Genomic DNA, 18,109 nt, shown 5'->3' with positions numbered 1-18,109 from the left:
ATACCCAAGCGCGCCGGTCGCGCAAGACGTCCTAATCCCGCGGCCCGACCAATCGATCTATCGGGGCGTAGTCATCGGTCAACAGGGTTCCGGATGAGGCCAGCCTGTCCACGAAGGCCGGTCCCAGCGCGGCAAACCTGGTGCGTTCGGGTGCTGGCACGGAAAAGCTGTCCGTGGTGGTCTCCGTCCAGCCAGCAGCGATCACCATGACGATGCGTTCACTCTCTTCCGGACGCCGCGCCTCGGTCCAGACTTCCACCACGGGAAACACATCCCGAAGCGTGGCGACCAGACTTCCAACCGCGTGCATACGGTCGGAATAGTCGATCACGTTCATCAGATAGCTGCCGTTTTCGGTCAGGCGCGTCCGGATGAGTTCAAAGAATTCGCGTGTAACCAAATGCTGGGGAACGGCTGTGTCGGTGAAGGCATCACCGATGATCACGTCATATTGCGTCTGGTCGGTCAGCAGCGCGCGGCGGGCATCAATATGCTTGACCGTGGCACTTGCGGGGTCAAACCAGAAGTCCCGTTGGGCCAGCGCAGTGACGTCCGGATCAATCTCAGCAACGGTAGTCTTCGTGCGCCCGCGCGCCGCAAAGGCGCGCGGCAGCGCATAGTTTCCGCCACCGATCAGGAAACTGGATGGATCAGCCACCGGAGCACGCAGGCGCGTCAGGGCGTCCAACATCGCGGCATGATCCGTAAACATGATCTCCGGCGCGTTTACTGCTGAAATGCCGTGAACGAGGTGATCAATCACCATTGCGCGGGTTGGCTGGGACGGATCGGCCGAGACATCGACGGTCTGCAGACAGAAATACCGGCTTTCGACGGTACAGGGCCCCGAGGACATCGCCGTGCCGAACGCCAAGGCGGCAAGACCAAGCAGGGTCGCGCCCTGCACAGTGCGCAGCCGTCTGGCAAGGATGAAACAGAGTGCTGCACCAATCGCATAAACAACAGTCACGGTTGCAAGGGTACGCAGGCTGCCCAACCACGAAATGAAAACAAACCCGGCCAGAAGGGTGCCCAGAATGGCGCCGATGGCCCCCGAGGCGAACATTGCGCCCAATGCCTGCCCCTGCCGGGCTGGCCCCGACAGGGAGACCTGCGTGAGCAAAGGCGCCGGAATACCGGCAAAAAGAGATGGCAGAAAGAATGCTGCAAGCGTGAGGCCGGTAATGCCCCAGACGGGTTGTGGAAAGGCCGTCAGAACGGGACCGGCCGCGGCACGCAGGGCAACGCTGGCCAGCGCTGTCGTCACGGCAGCAGCGACCAACGCCCATCCTGTTGCGGCCAGCGGACTGATGCCGGACCGGTCGGCCAGGCGTCCACCCCACCAGTGGCCTGCCGAAAACCCTGCGAGAACCACCGCAATTACCGACGTCCACGTATAGAGCGACATTCCAACATAGGGTGCGAGCATACGCCCGGCGACGATCTCAACCACCATCGAGGCCGCAGAAACCGTCGCCTGCAACGCGACGAGCAACCAGAGAGGCACAGAAGTCATGGTGTCTCCGCAAGACTGAGGATGCGCCCATGTTGCGCGTGGTTTGATCGAAGGCAAGTGGCGTTCGTCTCAGCCCAGCGCCAGCACCGGCCCATCCAACAGGCGCATCAGATCGCCGAAATAGCCACCGGACCGCGCCGGTTGGGTCGGATCGGACGTGATGGCTACGGCAAGATTGCGCCCGGCATGGGCAGCAATGATCTGGCCCCCATATCCCCGCGCAAGTGTGTAGCCCGAGGGTGACAGGAACCAGCCGTAGCCATAGGAAAGGCCTGACCAAGGGGAGCGCGCATAAGGTTGGACTGACGCATCAACCCAGGTTTCCGGGATCACCTGCGCGCCATCGTACAGCCCGCCATCACGCATCAGTTTCGCAATCTTAAGCATTGCCGTGGGGCGCAAAGCCATCTCGTTCCCGCCCATGTAGTAGCCCTGAGGATCGCGCGTCCAAGGCGGGATCTCTATGCCCAAGGGGCGACCCAGCCGTTCGCGCGCCTGCGCCAGCAGGCTTTGCCCCGTGGCTTCTGCCAATGCCGCGCCAAGGATATGGGTCGATCCGGTGGAATACAGCATCTGACCGCCCGGTTCGGCCACCATTGGCCGGGTCAGCGCATCTGCCAGCCAGTTGCGGGAACTGACCCAAGCGCCATAGTTGGGGCCCGAAGTGCGTTCGAGACCAGCGCGCAGCGTGACGAGGTCTTCCAAGGTGATCTCTCCCGCCCCCGGCGTGGCGTTTGCAGGAAGGATGCTCGGTGCGGTCTCCGCCAGCGTTGCCGCGACCGATGGAACGTCACCACGATCTATGGCTGCGCCCAGCAAGAGCGCAACGATGCTCTTGGAGCAGGATTTGATGTTGGTCAGCCGATCAAGCCCCGGACCTCGCGGAGCCTCTGCGAAAACCGTATCTTCTCCGCGAAGAACCTGAATCGAATGAAGTTGCGGTAAAGCAGAAATAGCGCCTTGAAGAATGTTGGATTGCGCCCGCGCCAGGAACGGTGCGGTCAGCGCGGCGGCGGTCGTCGTCACAAAGGTTCGGCGGTTGAACATGGTGTTGTGTGTAATGCCGTGCCGCCATCTGTCCAGTTTGGCGCTTTCACGACTGCGTGCATTGGGGCGGGCCGAAAGACCCGCCCCAAGCTGGATCATGACGTGTGGTATACCTCCTGCAACCCATAGACCGGGGTCGGGATACCCTCCATGCGGGCTTTGATCTGGAGTGAAAGGAACTGCGAATAGTGCCGCGACTGATGCAGGTTTCCGCCGTGGAACCAAAGGTTCTCCTGTTGCGTCGGTTTCCACATATTGCGCTGCTCGCCTTCCCACGGACCGGGGTCTTTGGTCGTGTCAGAACCAAGCCCCCAGACCTTGCCGACCTTGTCGGCCATCTCCTGCCCCATCAGGTCGGCCACCCAACCGTTCATGGAATTGTAGCCGGTCGCCAACACGATCAGATCGGCCTCGAGCTTTTCACCAGTATCGAGAATAAGCCCGTCTTCGACGATCTCGGTCACCTGCCCGCGCTTGAGCTTGATCTCACCGTCGATGATGAGCTGGCTCGCGCCCACGTCGATATAATAGCCAGACCCGCGCCGCAGGTACTTCATGAAGAGGCCCGAGTCGTCGTCGCCCCAATCGAGCCAGAAACCCGCTTTCTCGAGTCCCTCGTAGAATTCCTTGTCCTGCTCTTTCATCGCGGCATAGGCCGGGATCTGGAATTCATGCAGGATCGCATAGGGCAAGGACGCAAAGATCAGATCCGCCTTCTCGGTGGTCATTCCCGCGTTGACGGCCCGTTCGGAGTAAAGATCACCCAGCCCGATCTCCATCAGAGTGTCAGACCGCACGATATGAGTGGAGGACCGCTGCACCATCGTTACGTCTGCATCGTGTTCCCACAAGGCCGCGCAGATGTCGTGGGCCGAATTGTTGGACCCGACGACAACGCATTTCTTGCCCGTGTACCGATCCGGTCCGGGGTGCTGCGACGAATGATGGATGTCGCCCTTGAATTTGTGCATGCCGGGGAAGTCGGGAATACGCGCCTTGCCGGACATGCCCGTCGCCATCACAAGTTGCTTGGGGCGCAGCGTGACCTCTTCGCCATCCCGGTCCACCACAACGGTCCATTCCTTCTTGGCCTCGTCATACGTCGCGGACTTGGCCGTGGTGCGGGTCCAGTAATTCAGCTCCATCACCTTGGTGTACATCTCAAGCCAATCACCGATCTTGTCCTTCGGTGCAAAGACTGGCCAGTTCTCGGGGAACTTGATGTAAGGCAGATGGTCGTACCAGACCGGGTCATGCAGGCAGAGCGACTTGTAGCGGTTGCGCCAGCTGTCTCCGGGTCGTTCGTTACGTTCGACGATGATGGTCGGCACGCCCAGTTGCCGGAGCCGCGCGCCAAGGGCGATGCCGCCCTGCCCTCCGCCGATGATCAGGCAATAGGGTTGCTGGGTATATCCCAGTTCCTTTGCTTCCTTCTCGCGTTCTTCCTTCCATGTCGTGCGGTTCTTACCCGCACCGTGCTTTGCGCCAAGCGGCCGGTCGAACCCCTTTGGCTCTTCGTGGCCCTTGAGCTCCACCATCGTTGTCAGAAGCGTCCAGATCTTCCCGTCGCGCAGACGGATGAGGCCGTAGCCGCGGGCCACCTCAGTTTCGAAGGTGATCCATGCGGTGACGATGCCACCGTCCTCGGTGACGACCTCGCCTTCCGCCACCGCCCAATTGTGCGGCTTGGTCGTGGACAGCTGGTGCTTCAGCATGTCTTCGACCTGATCCTTGCCTTCGACGGTTTTGATGTTCCAGGTGAAGGTCACGAGATCGCGCCAGTAGCAATCCTCCGCGAACATGTCGCGTGCACGCGCGATGTCGCCGTCTTCCAGTGCTTTCCCGAATTCGTCGAGAAACGCCTGCGTGGTGTCAGTCAATGTTGAGTCGAGCATAATTCCTCCCAGAGCTTATTTTTATGCTCTGAGAGTGCCAACAGCTCGGATTTCACGCTAGGGAAACTTTCGTCCTGCTTTGCGACCGGCGGATTTCCGGATCGTTGCGTCTGAAACGAAAAAGCCCCGCTGAATCAGCGGGGCTTTTCGAATTCGGTTTTCCGGGTCGCTTACGCGGCCAGAGCGCCTTTTGCCTGTGCGACAATCGCGCCAAAGGCTTCGGGTTCGTGCACGGCCAGATCGGCCAGCACTTTACGGTCCACTTCGATTCCGGCCAGGTTCAGGCCGTTGATGAAACGGGAATATGTCAGCGCTTCGTCATGCAGACGCACAGCCGCGTTGATCCGCTGGATCCACAGCGCGCGGAAATTGCGCTTGCGATTCTTGCGGTCGCGTGTGGCGTACTGGTTCGCCTTATCGACGGCCTGACGTGCAACCTTGAAGGTGTTCTTGCGGCGGCCATAGTAACCTTTGGCGGCCTTGATGACCTTCTTGTGACGGGCGTGGGTGGTGGTTCCGCCTTTTACTCGGGACATGTCAATTCCTCCTTAGCGCGCGTAGGGCATCATCGGCTTGATGATACCTTCATCAGCCTTCGACAGCGTGGTGGTTCCGCGCGCATCGCGGATGAACTTGTTGGTGCGCTTGATCATGCCGTGGCGTTTGCCTGCCTGACCTGCTTTGATGCGGCCCTTGGCCGTCACCTTGAACCGCTTTTTGCAGCTCGACTTCGTCTTCATCTTCGGCATTTCCGTCTCCTATCGTCAGATCGGTGAACGCACGACTCGGTATGCCATTTCGACCGGCCGCACGGGTAGAGCGCGCCGTATAGGCGGGGACGCTCCGTGATGCAAGAGGCTTTGAGCCGGAGGCGTCAGGTAAAGCTGCTGATCACCTTGGCGATGACTTTCGGGATCGACTCGATCGGATAGCCGCCCGTTTTGTTGCTGATCGCCCAGACCACCATGGCCCCGGCGATCATAAGAGTGATCGTCGCAATCCGCGGGCGTTCGCCCTTCGAGATAGACGACACAACCGCCGGGATGGACAACACCCCAAGAGCAAGCCCGATAACAAATAACGTGTCAGGATCCATAACCTGTCCCTACTTTTTACTCTGCGGGAAAGGTTACTCCGGATCAGTATTGTAGATCAAACGTTCGTCGCACGGTGCCACACGAAGAATGTTCGTTGTACCCGGCGTGTTGAACGGCACACCTGCAGTCACAAGGATCTGATCGTTCTCATCAGCATATCCACCGGACCGGGCCGCACGGGCCGCGTTCACGACCGCCTGCTTGAAGCGCTCAAGATCACCGGTGATCACGCATTTCGTACCCCAGGTCAGCGACAGACGACGCGCCGTCCCCACAGAGCTGGTCATCGCGATGATCGGAACGCGCGGGCGTTCGCGCGCGGTCAGAAGCGCGGTTGTCCCCGAAGAGGTAAAGCAGCAGATCGCCTTGATATCCGTGGTTTCCGCGATTTCACGCGCAGCGGCGACGATCCCATCGGCAACAGTTGCACGTTTTGCGGCGCGGGACGCCTCGATGATCTCGGTATAGGTGGGGTCGCTTTCGACCTCTTCCGCCACGTTGTTCATCGTGGTCACAGCCTCAATCGGGTAATCGCCCGCTGCCGATTCCGCAGAGAGCATGATCGCGTCCGAGCCTTCGTAGATCGCGGTTGCCACATCGGACACCTCCGCACGGGTCGGCATCGGTGACTCGATCATCGACTCCAGCATCTGGGTCGCCACAATCACCGGCTTGGCCGCAGCGCGGCAGCGGCGGATCAGGCGTTTCTGGATCGGTGGCACATTCTGCACCGGCAGTTCGACACCCAGATCACCGCGCGCCACCATGATGCCGTCAGAGACTTCGAGAATTTCATCAAACGCCTTGACCGCTGCGGGCTTCTCGATCTTGGACAGGATCGCAGCCCGCCCCTTGCAGAGTTCACGTGCCTCGATCACGTCCTGAGCCCGCTGAACGAAGCTGAGGGCAAGCCAGTCGACACCGATATCCGCCACGAATTCCAGGTCCTCACGGTCCTTTTCGGACAGCGCCGCCAAAGGAAGAACCACGTCGGGCACGTTGACACCCTTGCGGTTAGAAATCGTCCCACCCGTCACCACGACACAATCCGCGAAGTCGGACCCGCATTTCTCGACTTTCAAACGGATCTTGCCGTCGTTCACGAGCAAGTGTGCGCCAGGTTCAAGAGCCGCGAAAATCTCGGGGTGCGGGAGCGTCACCCGCGAAGCCGTTCCTTCCTCCTCGGCCAGATCCAGCCGGAACGAAGCGCCCTCGACAAGATCTTCTGCGCCATTGGCGAACACACCGACGCGAAGCTTCGGCCCCTGAAGGTCGGCCAGAATACCGATCGTGCTGTTGAGGTCCTTCTCGACCTGCCGGATGATGGCATGCCGCTCGGCGATTTCGGCATGGCTGCCATGGCTCATGTTCAAGCGAAAGACATCCGCCCCGGCCTCGTGCAGCGCGCGGATCATCTCATAGCTGCTGGAAGCCGGCCCAAGGGTGGCCACGATTTTCACATTCCGCAAACGTCTCATTCGGAAACCTGTCCTTCAACTTAACTTGGGCGAACTTGCTGTTCGCGGGCATCAGTGCGGCGCTTATGTTACCGCTAACTTTAGGTGCGGGTTATTGCCCATTTCCATTTCCTGCGCAACTCCACTATCTGATGCGTCCGGGAGATCACACACCTATGACGTACCTACCCTATTTCATTCATGGCGAGAACCGCGAGTCGCGTTGGCTGATCACCTGCGACCATGCAACCAACACCGTGCCTCCGGACCTCGGCGGCAATTTGGGGCTTCCCGAAGCCGACATGACCCGGCACATCGCCTACGACCCGGGTGCAGCGGGTGTGACCCGCGCCATTGCGGACGCGCTTGGCGCACCGGCCATCCTGTCAAACTTCTCCCGTCTGGTCATTGATCCGAACCGGGGGGAAGATGATCCCACGCTGCTGATGCGGCTTTACGACGGCTCAGTGATCCCTGGAAACCGGAACGCGGATGCCACCGAAAAAGAACGCAGACTGAACGCTTATTACCGTCCTTACCATGAGGCGCTGAATGCGCTGGCCTCACGCCGTGAGGACACGGTGATCGTTGCGGTGCATTCGTTCACTCGGCAACTCAAGTCGAGACCCAGCCGGCCTTGGCACATTGGCATCCTGCACGCCTATGATCGCCGCCTCTCGGACCCGCTCATCGCAGCGCTGGAAGCCGAACCCGATCTCGTCGTAGGGCGCAATGAACCCTATCCGGGGCATCTGCCCGGTGACGCAATAGATCGGCATGCCTTGCATCACGGGCGGCTGAACACACTTATTGAACTAAGAAACGACCTTATTGAGACCGATGCGGCTCAGACCGCATGGGGTACGCGACTGGCGCCGATGCTGGAAGCGGCACTGGCTCAGACAAAAGAGTGATCCGGAGGACGCAAGAATGGACGAACAGACGAAACTCGAAATCGAAGCCGCCGCATTCCGCCGCCTTCGCCAGCACCTGATCGAGGATCGGCCCGACGCGCAAAACATCGACATGATGAACCTGGCCGGGTTTTGCCGCAACTGTTTGAGCCGGTGGTATCAGGAAGCCGCGAACGAGCGCGGCATCGAAATGGACAAGGAACAGGCGCGCGAGGTCTTCTACGGAATGCCGATGTCCGAATGGAAGGCGCGCTATCAGACCGAAGCGACCGACGCCCAGAAAGCAGCGTTCGAAGTAGCCTTCAAGGACAACGTCACTGACAAGCAGGGCTGACGTGGAAACATGCCAATTCCCGGAAGACCGGGAATTGGCGCGGCATGCTTCGGGCCTGACCTAGCGGTTCGCGCCCGGCACCCACAATACATCTGCTGTGCCATTGTCGTTCGCCACCCGCGCGGCAACAAAGAACCAGTCGCTCAGACGGTTAAGGTACTTCACCGCCGCGGGGTTTACGCTTTCCATCGTCGCAAGCTCCACGGTCAAGCGTTCGGCTCTGCGCGCCACGGTGCGGCACTGATGCAAATACGCAGAGAGTGCTGATCCTCCGGGCAGAATGAAGCTGCGCAGCGGCTTGAGACCCGAATTCATCTCGTCGATTTCGGCTTCCAGCCGATCCACCTGCGAACTGACAATGCGCAGCGGGGGATATTCGGCATCGGCATCTTTCTCCATGTCCGGACGACAGAGGTCAGCGCCGAGGTCAAACAGATCGTTCTGGATCAGCGACAGACGGGTGTCGGTGACTCCCTCTGCATGCAACCGTGCCAAACCCACGACGGAGTTCAATTCGTCCGTCGTGCCATAGGCCGTGACGCGCATCGAATGTTTGGCAACGCGCGCACCATTGCCCAGTGCGGTTTCCCCGTCATCCCCGGTCTTGGTGTAGATCTTGTTCAGGACAACCATGGCTTATTCTCCCCGCATCCAAACGAAGAGCAGGATCAGCAGAACCGCGACGAACTGTGCAATGATCCGCAGGCGCATCGCCTTGTTGGCGTATTTCTTGTTGAATTCGCCGCCTTTGGCGAAACTGCCGATGCCAAACAGCAGGACGGCCACAACTGCCAGACAGGCAATGGCAGCAATAATGAAAAGTGGGTCTTGCATCATGGCGGGCTGACTTCCTTCGCTTCGTGTACTGGCGGATGTAGCCGTATCGCGGCGTAAGGCGAATGAAAAGTCAGCCTTTGGACAAAAGCCAGTCCAGCGCCCGGGTCGGCAGAATACGGCGCGCGATGGCCATGACGTGTGTCGGTGTCGTTACCCCATAGCGGGCTTTGGGCCGGTTCGCCGCCAGGGCCCGTACCACGACATCGGTCACCGCAGACGCAGGCCACTGCGCCTTGGCGCTGCCGCCTTTGTGCAACTGATCAAGGAGCGACCTTTCATACTGCTCCCGCCGTGCCGAGGACGTCCAGTCGACCCATTTCTCGAACTGACGAATGGCATTCTTACGGAATGCTGTCTCAATCGGTCCCGGTTCGATCAGAACAACATGAATACCGGCCTCGGCCATCTCCATCCGCAGGACATCGGCGTACCCTTCCAGAGCAAACTTCGTCGCCACATAGGGGCCGCGCCATTTCATCCCGACCAGCCCCAAGACAGACGAATTGAACAGTATCCGACCACCGCCCTGACGCCGCATGGCAGGGAAAAGATGCAGATTAAGCTCATGCCATCCAAGAAAGTTGGCTTCGAACTGCGCCCGCATCCCTGCGGCAGGTATGTCTTCGATCGGCCCGGGCAACGCATATGCGCCATTGTGAAAAACAGCGTCAAGCGTGCCGCCGGTCTGACCCATCACCTCCGCAACGCAGGACTCAATACTCTTGGGGTCTTCGTAGTCGAGCCGGGGCGCCAAGAACCCTTCGTCCTGCCGTGCGCGGCAATCCTCTTCTGACCGGCAGGACGCGAAAACCGTCCATCCCTGCGATTTGAGTCTTCGGGCACAGTCGAGACCGATGCCTGAAGAACAGCCGGTGATCAGGATGGTCTTCGCGGTCACGTCAGTTGGCAGCCGTCACAAGCCAATCCGCCATCCAGCCTTCATCACCGGTGAGCGTATCACGCAGATGAAGCCAGCCATTGCCCTCGTCCTTGAGCACCTCGACCATGTCGTTGCGGTAGAGTTTTCCAACAACAGCAAAATTGGTGCCCGGACCGCCACGCAGATTGACGGTGTCGCCATCGACAAATCGCAGATCGGGTTCCGATTGAGCAACAGGTTCCGGGAGGATTTCCGCTTCGGCAGGAGCCGCAACCGTCTCTGTTTCCAGTGGCAGATCGGGCGACTCAGACGGAGTCAGTTTGACAAGTGCCAGACCGGCCACGCTTTCGTCGGGGGCGGACTCCACAACGGCACGCGCCGGGGCACGCGTGGGCGCGATATCGGTCAGGCTCGGCTCGGACGTGTCTGCGCGGGCGACCAGTGCCGGTTTTTCCTTGGGCGCAGCCGGCTTGGGTTCAGCGAAAACCACAAGCGAATTGGTACCCGGCTCAAAATCTGATCCGCCCGACAATTCATAAAAACCGACGCCCAAAAACGCGAACGCCACAAGAATGTACTTGTTCATCACAATCCCCCAGAGCGGCCGAAACACGCAACCGCCGCAAGACAATACTGCGATTCTCGCCCTGGGCCGAAGGGGAAACGCAAAAAATATTCCCTCAATTGCTTTACGGCCTCAGAGGGGGTGAGTATCACATCATCTATGGCCAATGACGTCGATGACCCCAAGATGACCCCCCGCGACTTCGCGGAACCGCTGCGTCGAGCGATCGGCGAACGGTATCTGACCTATGCGCTTTCGACGATCATGCACCGTGCGTTGCCCGATGCGCGGGACGGATTGAAACCCGTGCATCGCCGTATCCTGTATGCAATGCGCGAACTGCGTCTGAATTCCACCGGGGGCTTCAGAAAGTCGGCGAAGATTTCCGGCGACGTGATGGGGAACTATCACCCGCATGGCGACGCAGCGATCTATGACGCCATGGCGCGCCTCGCGCAGGACTTCAACGTACGTTACCCGCTGGTCGATGGTCAGGGCAATTTCGGCAACATTGACGGGGACAATCCCGCCGCCGCCCGTTACACCGAAGCCCGTCTGACCAATGTCGCCGAAGCGCTTCTCGAAGGGCTGAACGAGAACGCCGTCGATTATCGCGCCAATTATGACGGGACGTTGGAAGAACCGGTCGTCCTGCCTGCCCAGTTTCCGAACCTTCTTGCAAACGGCGCGTCGGGCATCGCGGTGGGCATGGCGACCAACATCCCGCCGCACAACATTGCGGAACTGATCGACGCCTGCCTGCATCTGATCAAGGTGCCGGACGCCCGGGACGACACGCTTCTGAACTACGTACCGGGACCGGATTTCCCGACCGGTGGCGTGATCGTTGAGCCGCGCGAGAACATCGCGCAGGCCTATCGCACCGGTCGTGGGTCCATGCGCCTGCGGTGCAAGTGGGAAGTCGAGGATCTGGGCCGCGGTCAGTGGCAGATCATCGTGACCGAGATTCCCTATCAGGTGCAGAAATCCAAATTGGTCGAACGTCTTGCCGAACTGATCCAGACCAAGAAAGTGCCCATCCTCGCGGATATCCGCGACGAAAGCGCCGATGACATCCGCATGGTTCTGGAACCACGATCCAAGAACGTGGACCCGGATGTGCTGATGAACATGCTGTTCCGAAACTCGGACCTGGAAGTTCGCTTCAGCCTGAACATGAACGTGCTGATTGACGGACTGACCCCCAAAGTCTGTTCGATGAAGGAAGTTCTGCGGGCCTTCCTCGATTTCCGGCGCGAGGTTCTGATCCGCCGCAGCCAGCACCGGATGGACAAGATCGATCACAGGCTCGAGGTGCTGGAGGGCCTGATCGTTGCCTTCCTGAACCTTGACCGTGTGATCGACATCATCCGCTATGACGACGACCCAAAAGCCGCTCTCATGCGCGAAGACTGGGGCAAAGATCACCCCCGCGCCCTCAACGAGGCGGAATATGTGTCACCGCTTATGGTGGCGAGTGATGATGAACTTGGCCTGACCGAAATCCAGACCGAAGCGATCCTGAACATGCGCCTGCGCAGCCTGCGCAAGCTGGAGGAGATGGAGCTTGTGGCCGAGCGCGACCGCCTGATGGAGGAACGTGCCGGTCTCGAGGACCTGCTTGAAAGCGGTGAATTGCAATGGGATGCGATTGCCGAGCAGTTGAAAGAGGTCAAAAAGGCCTTTGGCAAGAATTATGAAGGCGGCGCGCGCCGCACGCTGATCGAAGAGGCGGCGGAAGTGGAAGAGGTTCCGCTGGAAGCCATGATCGAGCGTGAACCCATTACGGTTGTGTGCAGCCAGATGGGCTGGATCCGGGCCATGACCGGGCATATCGACCTCAGCCGCGAGTTGAAGTTCAAAGACGGCGATGGGCCTCGTTTCATCTTCCATGCCGAAACCACGGATCGCCTGCTGGTCTTTGGCTCCAACGGTCGGTTCTACACGCTTTCAGCCGCAAATCTTCCGGGTGGGCGCGGCATGGGGGAACCTGTGCGCCTGATGGTTGATTTGCCGAACGAAGCCGCCATCGTCGATTTGTTCATTCACCACCCCGACCGAAAGCTGCTGGTTGCCTCCAGTGCGGGCGATGGCTTCATCGTGCCCGAGAACGACGTCGTGGCGCAGACACGGGCGGGCAAACAGGTGCTCAACGTCAAAGGAGACGTGCGCGCCAAGGTGTGCAAACCTGTAGTTGGTGACTCGGTGGCCGTTGTTGGTGAAAACCGTAAGGTGCTGGTCTTTGCATTGGACGAGCTACCTGAAATGGGACGCGGGAAAGGCGTGCGGCTGCAAAAGTACAAGGACGGGGGCCTGTCGGATGCAACCACCTTCACCTTGGGAGAAGGCCTCACCTGGCGCGACCCGGCTGGGCGCACCAGAACAGAGACAGAGCTCGCCGAGTGGACCGGAAAGCGCGCCGGAACCGGGCGCATGGCCCCCCGCGGCTTCCCGAGAGACAACACATTTACCTGACCCGCACACACTGACAACAGAAGTTGTCGGCAGCAGGAGCGCGCTGTTCTGGCTCGCCCTCAAGACCGGCGTCCTGACAGTTCTGACGCTTGGCTTCTATCGCTTCTGGATGCGCACACGGCTGCGGCGCTGGTACTGGTCCTCAATCCGTCCCGGCGGGCACCCGTTGGAATATGTGGGCGACCCGATCGAAAAGCTGTTGGGGTTTCTGTTCGCCGTGGTGGTGATGGCCTTCTATATCGGGATCGTGAATCTGATCCTGATGTTCGCCAGTTTTTCGCTGTTTCAGGACAATTTCGCAGCCTATGCGGTCAGCTTGGTCGGGGTCATCCCGCTCTGGTTTTTCGCGCAGTATCGCGCCCGGCGATACATTCTGGCCCGGACACGCTGGCGGGGCTTGCGGTTTGGGTTGGAACCGGGGGCATGGGGTTACGCGTGGCGCGCAGTCCTGCACTGGGCAGTCACAATCCTGAGCCTTGGGCTTCTGATGCCACGCATGACCTTCTGGCTGGAGAAATACAAGGTCGACCGAACCTTCTTCGGCACCGCCCGCATGGCGCAGGGTGGGACGTGGACCATGCTCTATGCATCCATGAAACCCATGTTCCTCGCTCTGGCGATTGCCCTGGCGGGCGGGGCTGCGCTTTTGGCCGAAAGTGTCCCTCTCGCCATAGGCCTGTTGATCGTTGCCGGGCTGGTTGGGTTCTACGGCTTGGTCCACTACCGCGTCGATGCGCTGCGCCGATTGACAGAAACGAAAACGATCAATGGCGTACGGCTCACGCTGTCGCCAAGTGCGTTTCGTGTCATGATGATCTACGTTCTGGGCACAATGCTTGCGGCGGTGGCCGTGTTCATCCCAATGGTCGTGCTGGGACTGCTTCTGTTACTCGTGCAATCGGCCGACGTGCTGTCCGAGATGGGTCTGGAAGACATGGTGGCGCCGATTGCCGGGCTGGGCCGCATCGCGATCATCGCACTCAGCGTCATGGCCTATTTCACCATCTTCCTGCTCTGGTCCGCACTGACGAATGTCTTTGTGACCCTGCCTGTCATACGACACTATTTTTCGAGCCTCACATTGTCGCCCGAAGAGGCCATTGCCGAAATCTGGCAGCGCCCGCGGGATGAATTCAAGGAAGCTGAAGGCTTTGCGGATGCTCTCGACGTGGGGGCTTCACTATGACCGTGCTCCGTGTCGGCCGCGCGCCAGAACCGTTTTCTGCCTCCGGTACGTATTTTGACGGCAGTCGCGCCATGCCAGTGCCAATCAGCCTGACAATCGATGAAGACAACCAGTGCCTCGTCGGGAGTGTCGGGTCCGGAGAACCTCTGAAGTGGCCACTTGCCGACGTTCGTGAACTCGCGGATCAGGCCGGTCAGGATCATATGGTGATCCAGCTGACACACGACCCCGTGCAGCGCATCTTCCTTCCCGATCACGACCTCGCTCCTCGGCTGCCAAACCGGACAAAGCGCGCGAAAGTCACAAAGCGAGGACCGTTGATCGTCTGGGCCATCGCTGCGGTCGCCTCAGTGGCCCTGATCATCTTTGTGCTTGTTCCGACGATGGCGAACCAGCTGGCGCGCTTCATCCCGCCCGAAGGCGAACGCGCATTGGGCGAGGTCACGTTCGAACAAATCCGCACGGCGCTCGACCAGACCGGACTGAACCCCGTACCGGTGTGTGACAACCGCGATGGTCTTGCAGCCCTCTCCAAGATGGAAGATCGCCTTCAGGCCGCCTTGCCCGAACCTCACCCGCTGACGGTGTCAGTGCTGGACCACGACATGATCAACGCCTTTGCCCTTCCAGGGAACTACGTCGTGTTCTTCCGTGGGCTCATCGACGAGGCGCAGACGCCTGAAGAGATATCGGCGGTGTTTGCACATGAAATCGGTCATGTGGTCAGCCGCGATCCGACACGCCACGCGCTGCGCTCGGCAGGATCGCTGGGTGTTCTGGGGCTTCTATTTGGCGACTTCGCCGGTGGAGCAGCTGTTCTGTTTCTCGCAGAGCGTCTGATCGAAGCGCAATATTCGCAGGAAGCCGAAGCCGACGCCGATGTCTTTGCACACGCGGTGCTCCGCGATGCCGGCATTGCCCCGTCGTCGCTCGCAACGATGTTCGAACGGTTTCGCGAACTGGGCGGGGATGCCGGCCCCTTCGTTGCTCATTTCCTGAGCCACCCCGCGTTGGGAGACCGCATTCAGGCCGCGCGCGACGCCACACCCAAGGGATTCGAAGCAGTTCCGATCCTGACTGCGCAGGAATGGCGCGCGCTGCAAAACATTTGCGATTGATGCCGCATCACAGCATCGGACTTGCCATTTCCTGAAAAACGCGACGTCCGATGGCGCTAACGTGACGATTTTGCCCTGTTTCCCCTGCCCAGTGTTGGGTATCCCTTGCCCGGAACGAAACGTCAGAATCGCAGATTTTGCTGCGATCCCAACGAGAGGAACGCGCCCATGAAGGTCCTGGTACCTGTCAAACGCGTGATCGATTACAACGTGAAAGTTCGCGTCAAAGCGGACGGTTCGGGTGTCGATCTCGCCAACGTGAAGATGTCGATGAACCCCTTTGACGAGATCGCCGTGGAAGAGGCAATCCGTCTTAAAGAGGCAGGCAAGGCAGATGAGATCGTTGCCGTCAGCATCGGCGTCAAGCAGAGCCAGGAAACGCTCCGTACCGCGCTCGCCATGGGTGCCGACCGCGCGATCCTCGTCGTGGCAGCCGATGACGTTCACACCGATATCGAACCGCTGGCCGTCGCGAAAATCCTTGCCGCCATCGTCAAGGAAGAAGAGCCCGGCCTCGTTCTCTGCGGCAAGCAGGCAATCGACAATGACATGAACGCCACCGGCCAGATGCTGTCCGCCCTGCTGGGCTGGAGCCAGGCAATGTATGCCAACAACATCGACATCGACGGTGACAGCGCGGTTGTGACCCGCGAAGTCGATGGCGGTCTTCAGACCGTCAAGGTCAAGATGCCCGCGATCATCTCGACCGACCTGCGACTGAACGAACCGCGCTACGCATCGCTGCCGAACATCATGAAGGCCAAGAAGAAGCCTCTCGATGAAAAGACAGCCGCTGATTACGGCGTAGACGTGACGCCACGCCTTGAGATCGTGAAAACATCTGAACCCGAAGAGCGGGCGGCAGGCATCAAGGTGGGTTCGGTCGACGAACTGGTTGCGAAACTCAAAGAAGTGGGAGCTGTGTAATGGCCGTTCTTCTGATTGCCGAAATCTCCGACGGCGCGCTGGCGATGGACGCCACCGCGAAGGCCGTGACAGCAGCCAAGTCACTCGGCGATGTGACCGTTCTGGCCGCTGGCGCGAGCGCCAAGGCTGCAGCTGACGAAGCGGCCACCATCGATGGCGTTTCCAAAGTTCTGCTGGCTGAAGACGCTCTGTACGGTCATCGTCTGGCCGAGCCTGTCGCGGCCCTGATTGCATCGCTGGCCGGTGATTACAGCCACATCGTTGCACCCGCAACGACCGACGCCAAGAACATCCTGCCCCGCGTTGCGGCGCTTCTGGATGTCATGGTTCTGACCGATGTGACCGCCGTTGCGGACGCCGATACGTTCGAGCGTCCGATCTACGCTGGCAACGCGATCCAGACCGTCAAGTCCTCGGACGTCACCAAGGTGATTTCCTTCCGGACGTCGACATTTGACGCGGCAGCGACCGGTGGGTCCGCTTCCGTCGAGGCCATCGCTGCGGGTGAAAACCCCGGCCTGTCCGAATGGGTTGAGGACAAGGTCGCAGAGAGCGATCGCCCCGAACTCACGTCGGCGGGCGTCGTTGTCTCCGGTGGCCGCGGCGTCGGTTCGGAAGAAGACTTTGCGATGATCGAGAAACTGGCCGACACCTTGGGCGCCGCTGTCGGCGCATCGCGCGCAGCGGTTGACTCGGGCTTTGCACCGAACGATTGGCAGGTAGGCCAGACCGGCAAGGTCGTTGCCCCCGATCTTTACATCGCTGTCGGTATCTCGGGCGCCATCCAGCACCTTGCAGGCATGAAAGACAGCAAGATCATTGTTGCCATCAACAAAGATGAAGAAGCGCCGATCTTCCAGGTCGCGGATTTCGGACTGGTCGCCGACCTCTTCGAGGCCGTCCCGGAGCTGACAGAAAAGCTCGGCTGATCGCCTTCACAGATCTTGGAACGGCGCGCCACACCGGCGCGCCGTTTTTTCATTGCAGAACCGGAATCACGGCCTGCGCGACCCGATCCGCCACCTGCCGATGCGCGACGGGTCCGGACAGATGCTCTGCCCGTGCATGTTCAAGCGGCGGGACCAAAAGCTCCTCGTCCCCGGCCCGCCACATCTCGGGAACCACGTCCAGCAATCCGGACACAAGTGGCGTCAGAGCAGCCACCGTATTCCGCGTCAGGAACGGCTCCTCCGAAAGCGCCGTTGATGTCCCGTCACGCAAAGGCTCGGGCGCGAACCACAGCAGGAAGGACTGACCATTCATGTGACTGATCAGTTTGCGCACCCGCGCCTGCCAGGCGCAGCGCACCTCTTCGGCCACCAGTTCAAACCGTTCAGCACAAATCGACTGCAACCGCGACAGCAGATGACGCGTGAAATGCACTTCAGTGAAGTCCATCTCCGGATAGAGCGATATCAACGCCTGTGATGCTTTCAGGAAGCGGTCGTTCCGCCGGGGATGCACGGAATAGAAGCGGTTCGACGTGTTATGGCTGCATGCCAGTTGAATGACCGCTGCTTGTGCGTTGGACGCCGTCACAAGGGCTCCGGGGTCATTCAGATACGCATCAATTCCGGCATTTTCGATACCAAGGTTCACCACCGGGCAGGAAAGCTGATCCTCAAGCAGATCGGGCCACGGACGCAGAAGATAACGTCCGTAAACCTCGCTCCCGCCAAGGCAGGCAACATATTCAGACCGAAGCGCTTTTCGCGGCCCTCTGAACCATAATCGAGAACCATTATAACGACACGGCGCATAATCGATCGACGGATCGCGCCTTGAGGAAATATCCATATCCCCACCCTTTCATTTCACCCGAGGATGAAACTGCGGCGATTCGGTTCTCAAATCGCTAGGG

The 18,109-nt window shown here is 59.9% G+C and carries 19 protein-coding genes; 7 read left to right on the top strand and 12 right to left on the bottom strand.

Features of this window, described 5'->3' with window-relative positions; genetic code table 11:
• Nucleotides 1-31 precede the first annotated feature (31 nt).
• From MGEO_RS18110 to pyk, 7 genes are all read right to left on the bottom strand, one after another.
• Nucleotides 32-1,516, bottom strand: a complete 1,485-nt coding sequence (locus MGEO_RS18110) for a fused MFS/spermidine synthase (protein ID WP_085641009.1) — start codon at nucleotides 1,514-1,516, stop codon at nucleotides 32-34.
• A gap of 69 nt (nucleotides 1,517-1,585) precedes the next feature.
• Nucleotides 1,586-2,563 (bottom strand): serine hydrolase domain-containing protein, encoded by a 978-nt coding sequence (locus tag MGEO_RS18105; protein WP_085641083.1) that lies wholly within the window; start codon nucleotides 2,561-2,563, stop codon nucleotides 1,586-1,588.
• A 95-nt stretch (nucleotides 2,564-2,658) separates the two neighbouring features.
• Nucleotides 2,659-4,458, bottom strand: coding sequence for an NAD(P)/FAD-dependent oxidoreductase (locus MGEO_RS18100; RefSeq protein WP_085641007.1), 1,800 nt, complete (start codon nucleotides 4,456-4,458; stop codon nucleotides 2,659-2,661).
• A gap of 170 nt (nucleotides 4,459-4,628) precedes the next feature.
• Entirely contained in the window at nucleotides 4,629-4,994 is a 366-nt protein-coding gene (gene rplT, locus MGEO_RS18095) for a 50S ribosomal protein L20 (RefSeq protein WP_085641005.1), read from the bottom strand.
• Between the two features lie 12 nt (nucleotides 4,995-5,006).
• Nucleotides 5,007-5,207 carry a 50S ribosomal protein L35 gene (gene rpmI / locus MGEO_RS18090; protein ID WP_085641003.1) on the bottom strand — a complete coding sequence of 67 codons (201 nt, stop codon included), beginning with the start codon at nucleotides 5,205-5,207 and terminating at the stop codon, nucleotides 5,007-5,009.
• Nucleotides 5,208-5,332: 125 nt separating this feature from the next.
• Nucleotides 5,333-5,554: a hypothetical protein gene (locus MGEO_RS18085; RefSeq protein ID WP_085641001.1), complete on the bottom strand. Its 222-nt coding sequence runs from the start codon at nucleotides 5,552-5,554 to the stop codon at nucleotides 5,333-5,335.
• Between the two features lie 33 nt (nucleotides 5,555-5,587).
• On the bottom strand, nucleotides 5,588-7,033 hold the full coding sequence (gene pyk, locus MGEO_RS18080) for a pyruvate kinase (RefSeq protein WP_085640999.1): 1,446 nt from the start codon (nucleotides 7,031-7,033) through the stop codon (nucleotides 5,588-5,590).
• Nucleotides 7,034-7,188: 155 nt separating this feature from the next.
• On the opposite strand from pyk, the gene MGEO_RS18075 reads away from it, so the two are divergent.
• The gene (locus MGEO_RS18075) at nucleotides 7,189-7,926 is read left to right on the top strand and encodes an N-formylglutamate amidohydrolase (protein WP_085640997.1); all 738 of its coding nucleotides are present in this window, start codon (nucleotides 7,189-7,191) and stop codon (nucleotides 7,924-7,926) included.
• Nucleotides 7,927-7,942: 16 nt separating this feature from the next.
• A complete protein-coding gene (locus tag MGEO_RS18070) occupies nucleotides 7,943-8,260 on the top strand; it encodes a DUF1244 domain-containing protein (protein ID WP_085640995.1) in 318 nt (105 codons plus the stop codon).
• Nucleotides 8,261-8,320: 60 nt separating this feature from the next.
• On the opposite strand, the gene MGEO_RS18065 is transcribed toward MGEO_RS18070, so the two are convergent.
• The 4 genes from MGEO_RS18065 to MGEO_RS18050 all read right to left on the bottom strand — a co-directional run bounded on the left by MGEO_RS18065 (nucleotide 8,321) and on the right by MGEO_RS18050 (nucleotide 10,563).
• Nucleotides 8,321-8,893 (bottom strand): cob(I)yrinic acid a,c-diamide adenosyltransferase, encoded by a 573-nt coding sequence (locus MGEO_RS18065; RefSeq protein WP_085640993.1) that lies wholly within the window; start codon nucleotides 8,891-8,893, stop codon nucleotides 8,321-8,323.
• A gap of 3 nt (nucleotides 8,894-8,896) precedes the next feature.
• Nucleotides 8,897-9,097 (bottom strand): twin transmembrane helix small protein, encoded by a 201-nt coding sequence (locus tag MGEO_RS18060; RefSeq protein ID WP_085640991.1) that lies wholly within the window; start codon nucleotides 9,095-9,097, stop codon nucleotides 8,897-8,899.
• 70 nt (nucleotides 9,098-9,167) lie between these two features.
• Nucleotides 9,168-9,995, bottom strand: a complete 828-nt coding sequence (locus MGEO_RS18055; protein WP_085640989.1) for an SDR family NAD(P)-dependent oxidoreductase — start codon at nucleotides 9,993-9,995, stop codon at nucleotides 9,168-9,170.
• Between the two features lies 1 nt (nucleotide 9,996).
• Nucleotides 9,997-10,563, bottom strand: a complete 567-nt coding sequence (locus tag MGEO_RS18050) for an SH3 domain-containing protein (RefSeq protein ID WP_085640988.1) — start codon at nucleotides 10,561-10,563, stop codon at nucleotides 9,997-9,999.
• Between the two features lie 138 nt (nucleotides 10,564-10,701).
• Between MGEO_RS18050 and MGEO_RS18045 the strand changes: the two genes are divergently transcribed.
• The 5 genes from MGEO_RS18045 (at nucleotide 10,702) to MGEO_RS18025 (ending at nucleotide 17,177) form a co-directional block, all read left to right on the top strand.
• Entirely contained in the window at nucleotides 10,702-13,017 is a 2,316-nt protein-coding gene (locus tag MGEO_RS18045; RefSeq protein WP_085640986.1) for a DNA topoisomerase IV subunit A, read from the top strand.
• Entirely contained in the window at nucleotides 12,911-14,203 is a 1,293-nt protein-coding gene (locus MGEO_RS18040; protein ID WP_408607528.1) for a DUF898 family protein, read from the top strand. The genes MGEO_RS18045 and MGEO_RS18040 overlap by 107 nt, the downstream gene beginning before the upstream one ends.
• A complete protein-coding gene (locus tag MGEO_RS18035; protein ID WP_085640984.1) occupies nucleotides 14,200-15,321 on the top strand; it encodes a M48 family metallopeptidase in 1,122 nt (373 codons plus the stop codon). The genes MGEO_RS18040 and MGEO_RS18035 overlap by 4 nt, the downstream gene beginning before the upstream one ends.
• Nucleotides 15,322-15,489: 168 nt before the next feature.
• Nucleotides 15,490-16,248, top strand: a complete 759-nt coding sequence (locus MGEO_RS18030; protein ID WP_085640982.1) for an electron transfer flavoprotein subunit beta/FixA family protein — start codon at nucleotides 15,490-15,492, stop codon at nucleotides 16,246-16,248.
• Entirely contained in the window at nucleotides 16,248-17,177 is a 930-nt protein-coding gene (locus MGEO_RS18025; protein ID WP_085640980.1) for an electron transfer flavoprotein subunit alpha/FixB family protein, read from the top strand. The genes MGEO_RS18030 and MGEO_RS18025 overlap by 1 nt, the downstream gene beginning before the upstream one ends.
• Before the next feature lie 49 nt (nucleotides 17,178-17,226).
• On the opposite strand, the gene MGEO_RS18020 is transcribed toward MGEO_RS18025, so the two are convergent.
• Entirely contained in the window at nucleotides 17,227-18,045 is an 819-nt protein-coding gene (locus tag MGEO_RS18020; RefSeq protein ID WP_085640978.1) for a DUF6473 family protein, read from the bottom strand.
• Between the last annotated feature and the right edge of the window lie 64 nt (nucleotides 18,046-18,109).

The sequence above is a fragment of the Marivita geojedonensis genome (assembly GCF_002115805.1).
Classification (GTDB): domain Bacteria; phylum Pseudomonadota; class Alphaproteobacteria; order Rhodobacterales; family Rhodobacteraceae; genus Marivita; species Marivita geojedonensis.
Note: the sequence above shows the minus strand (reverse complement) of the source record. Positions and strands in the feature narration are given on the sequence as shown.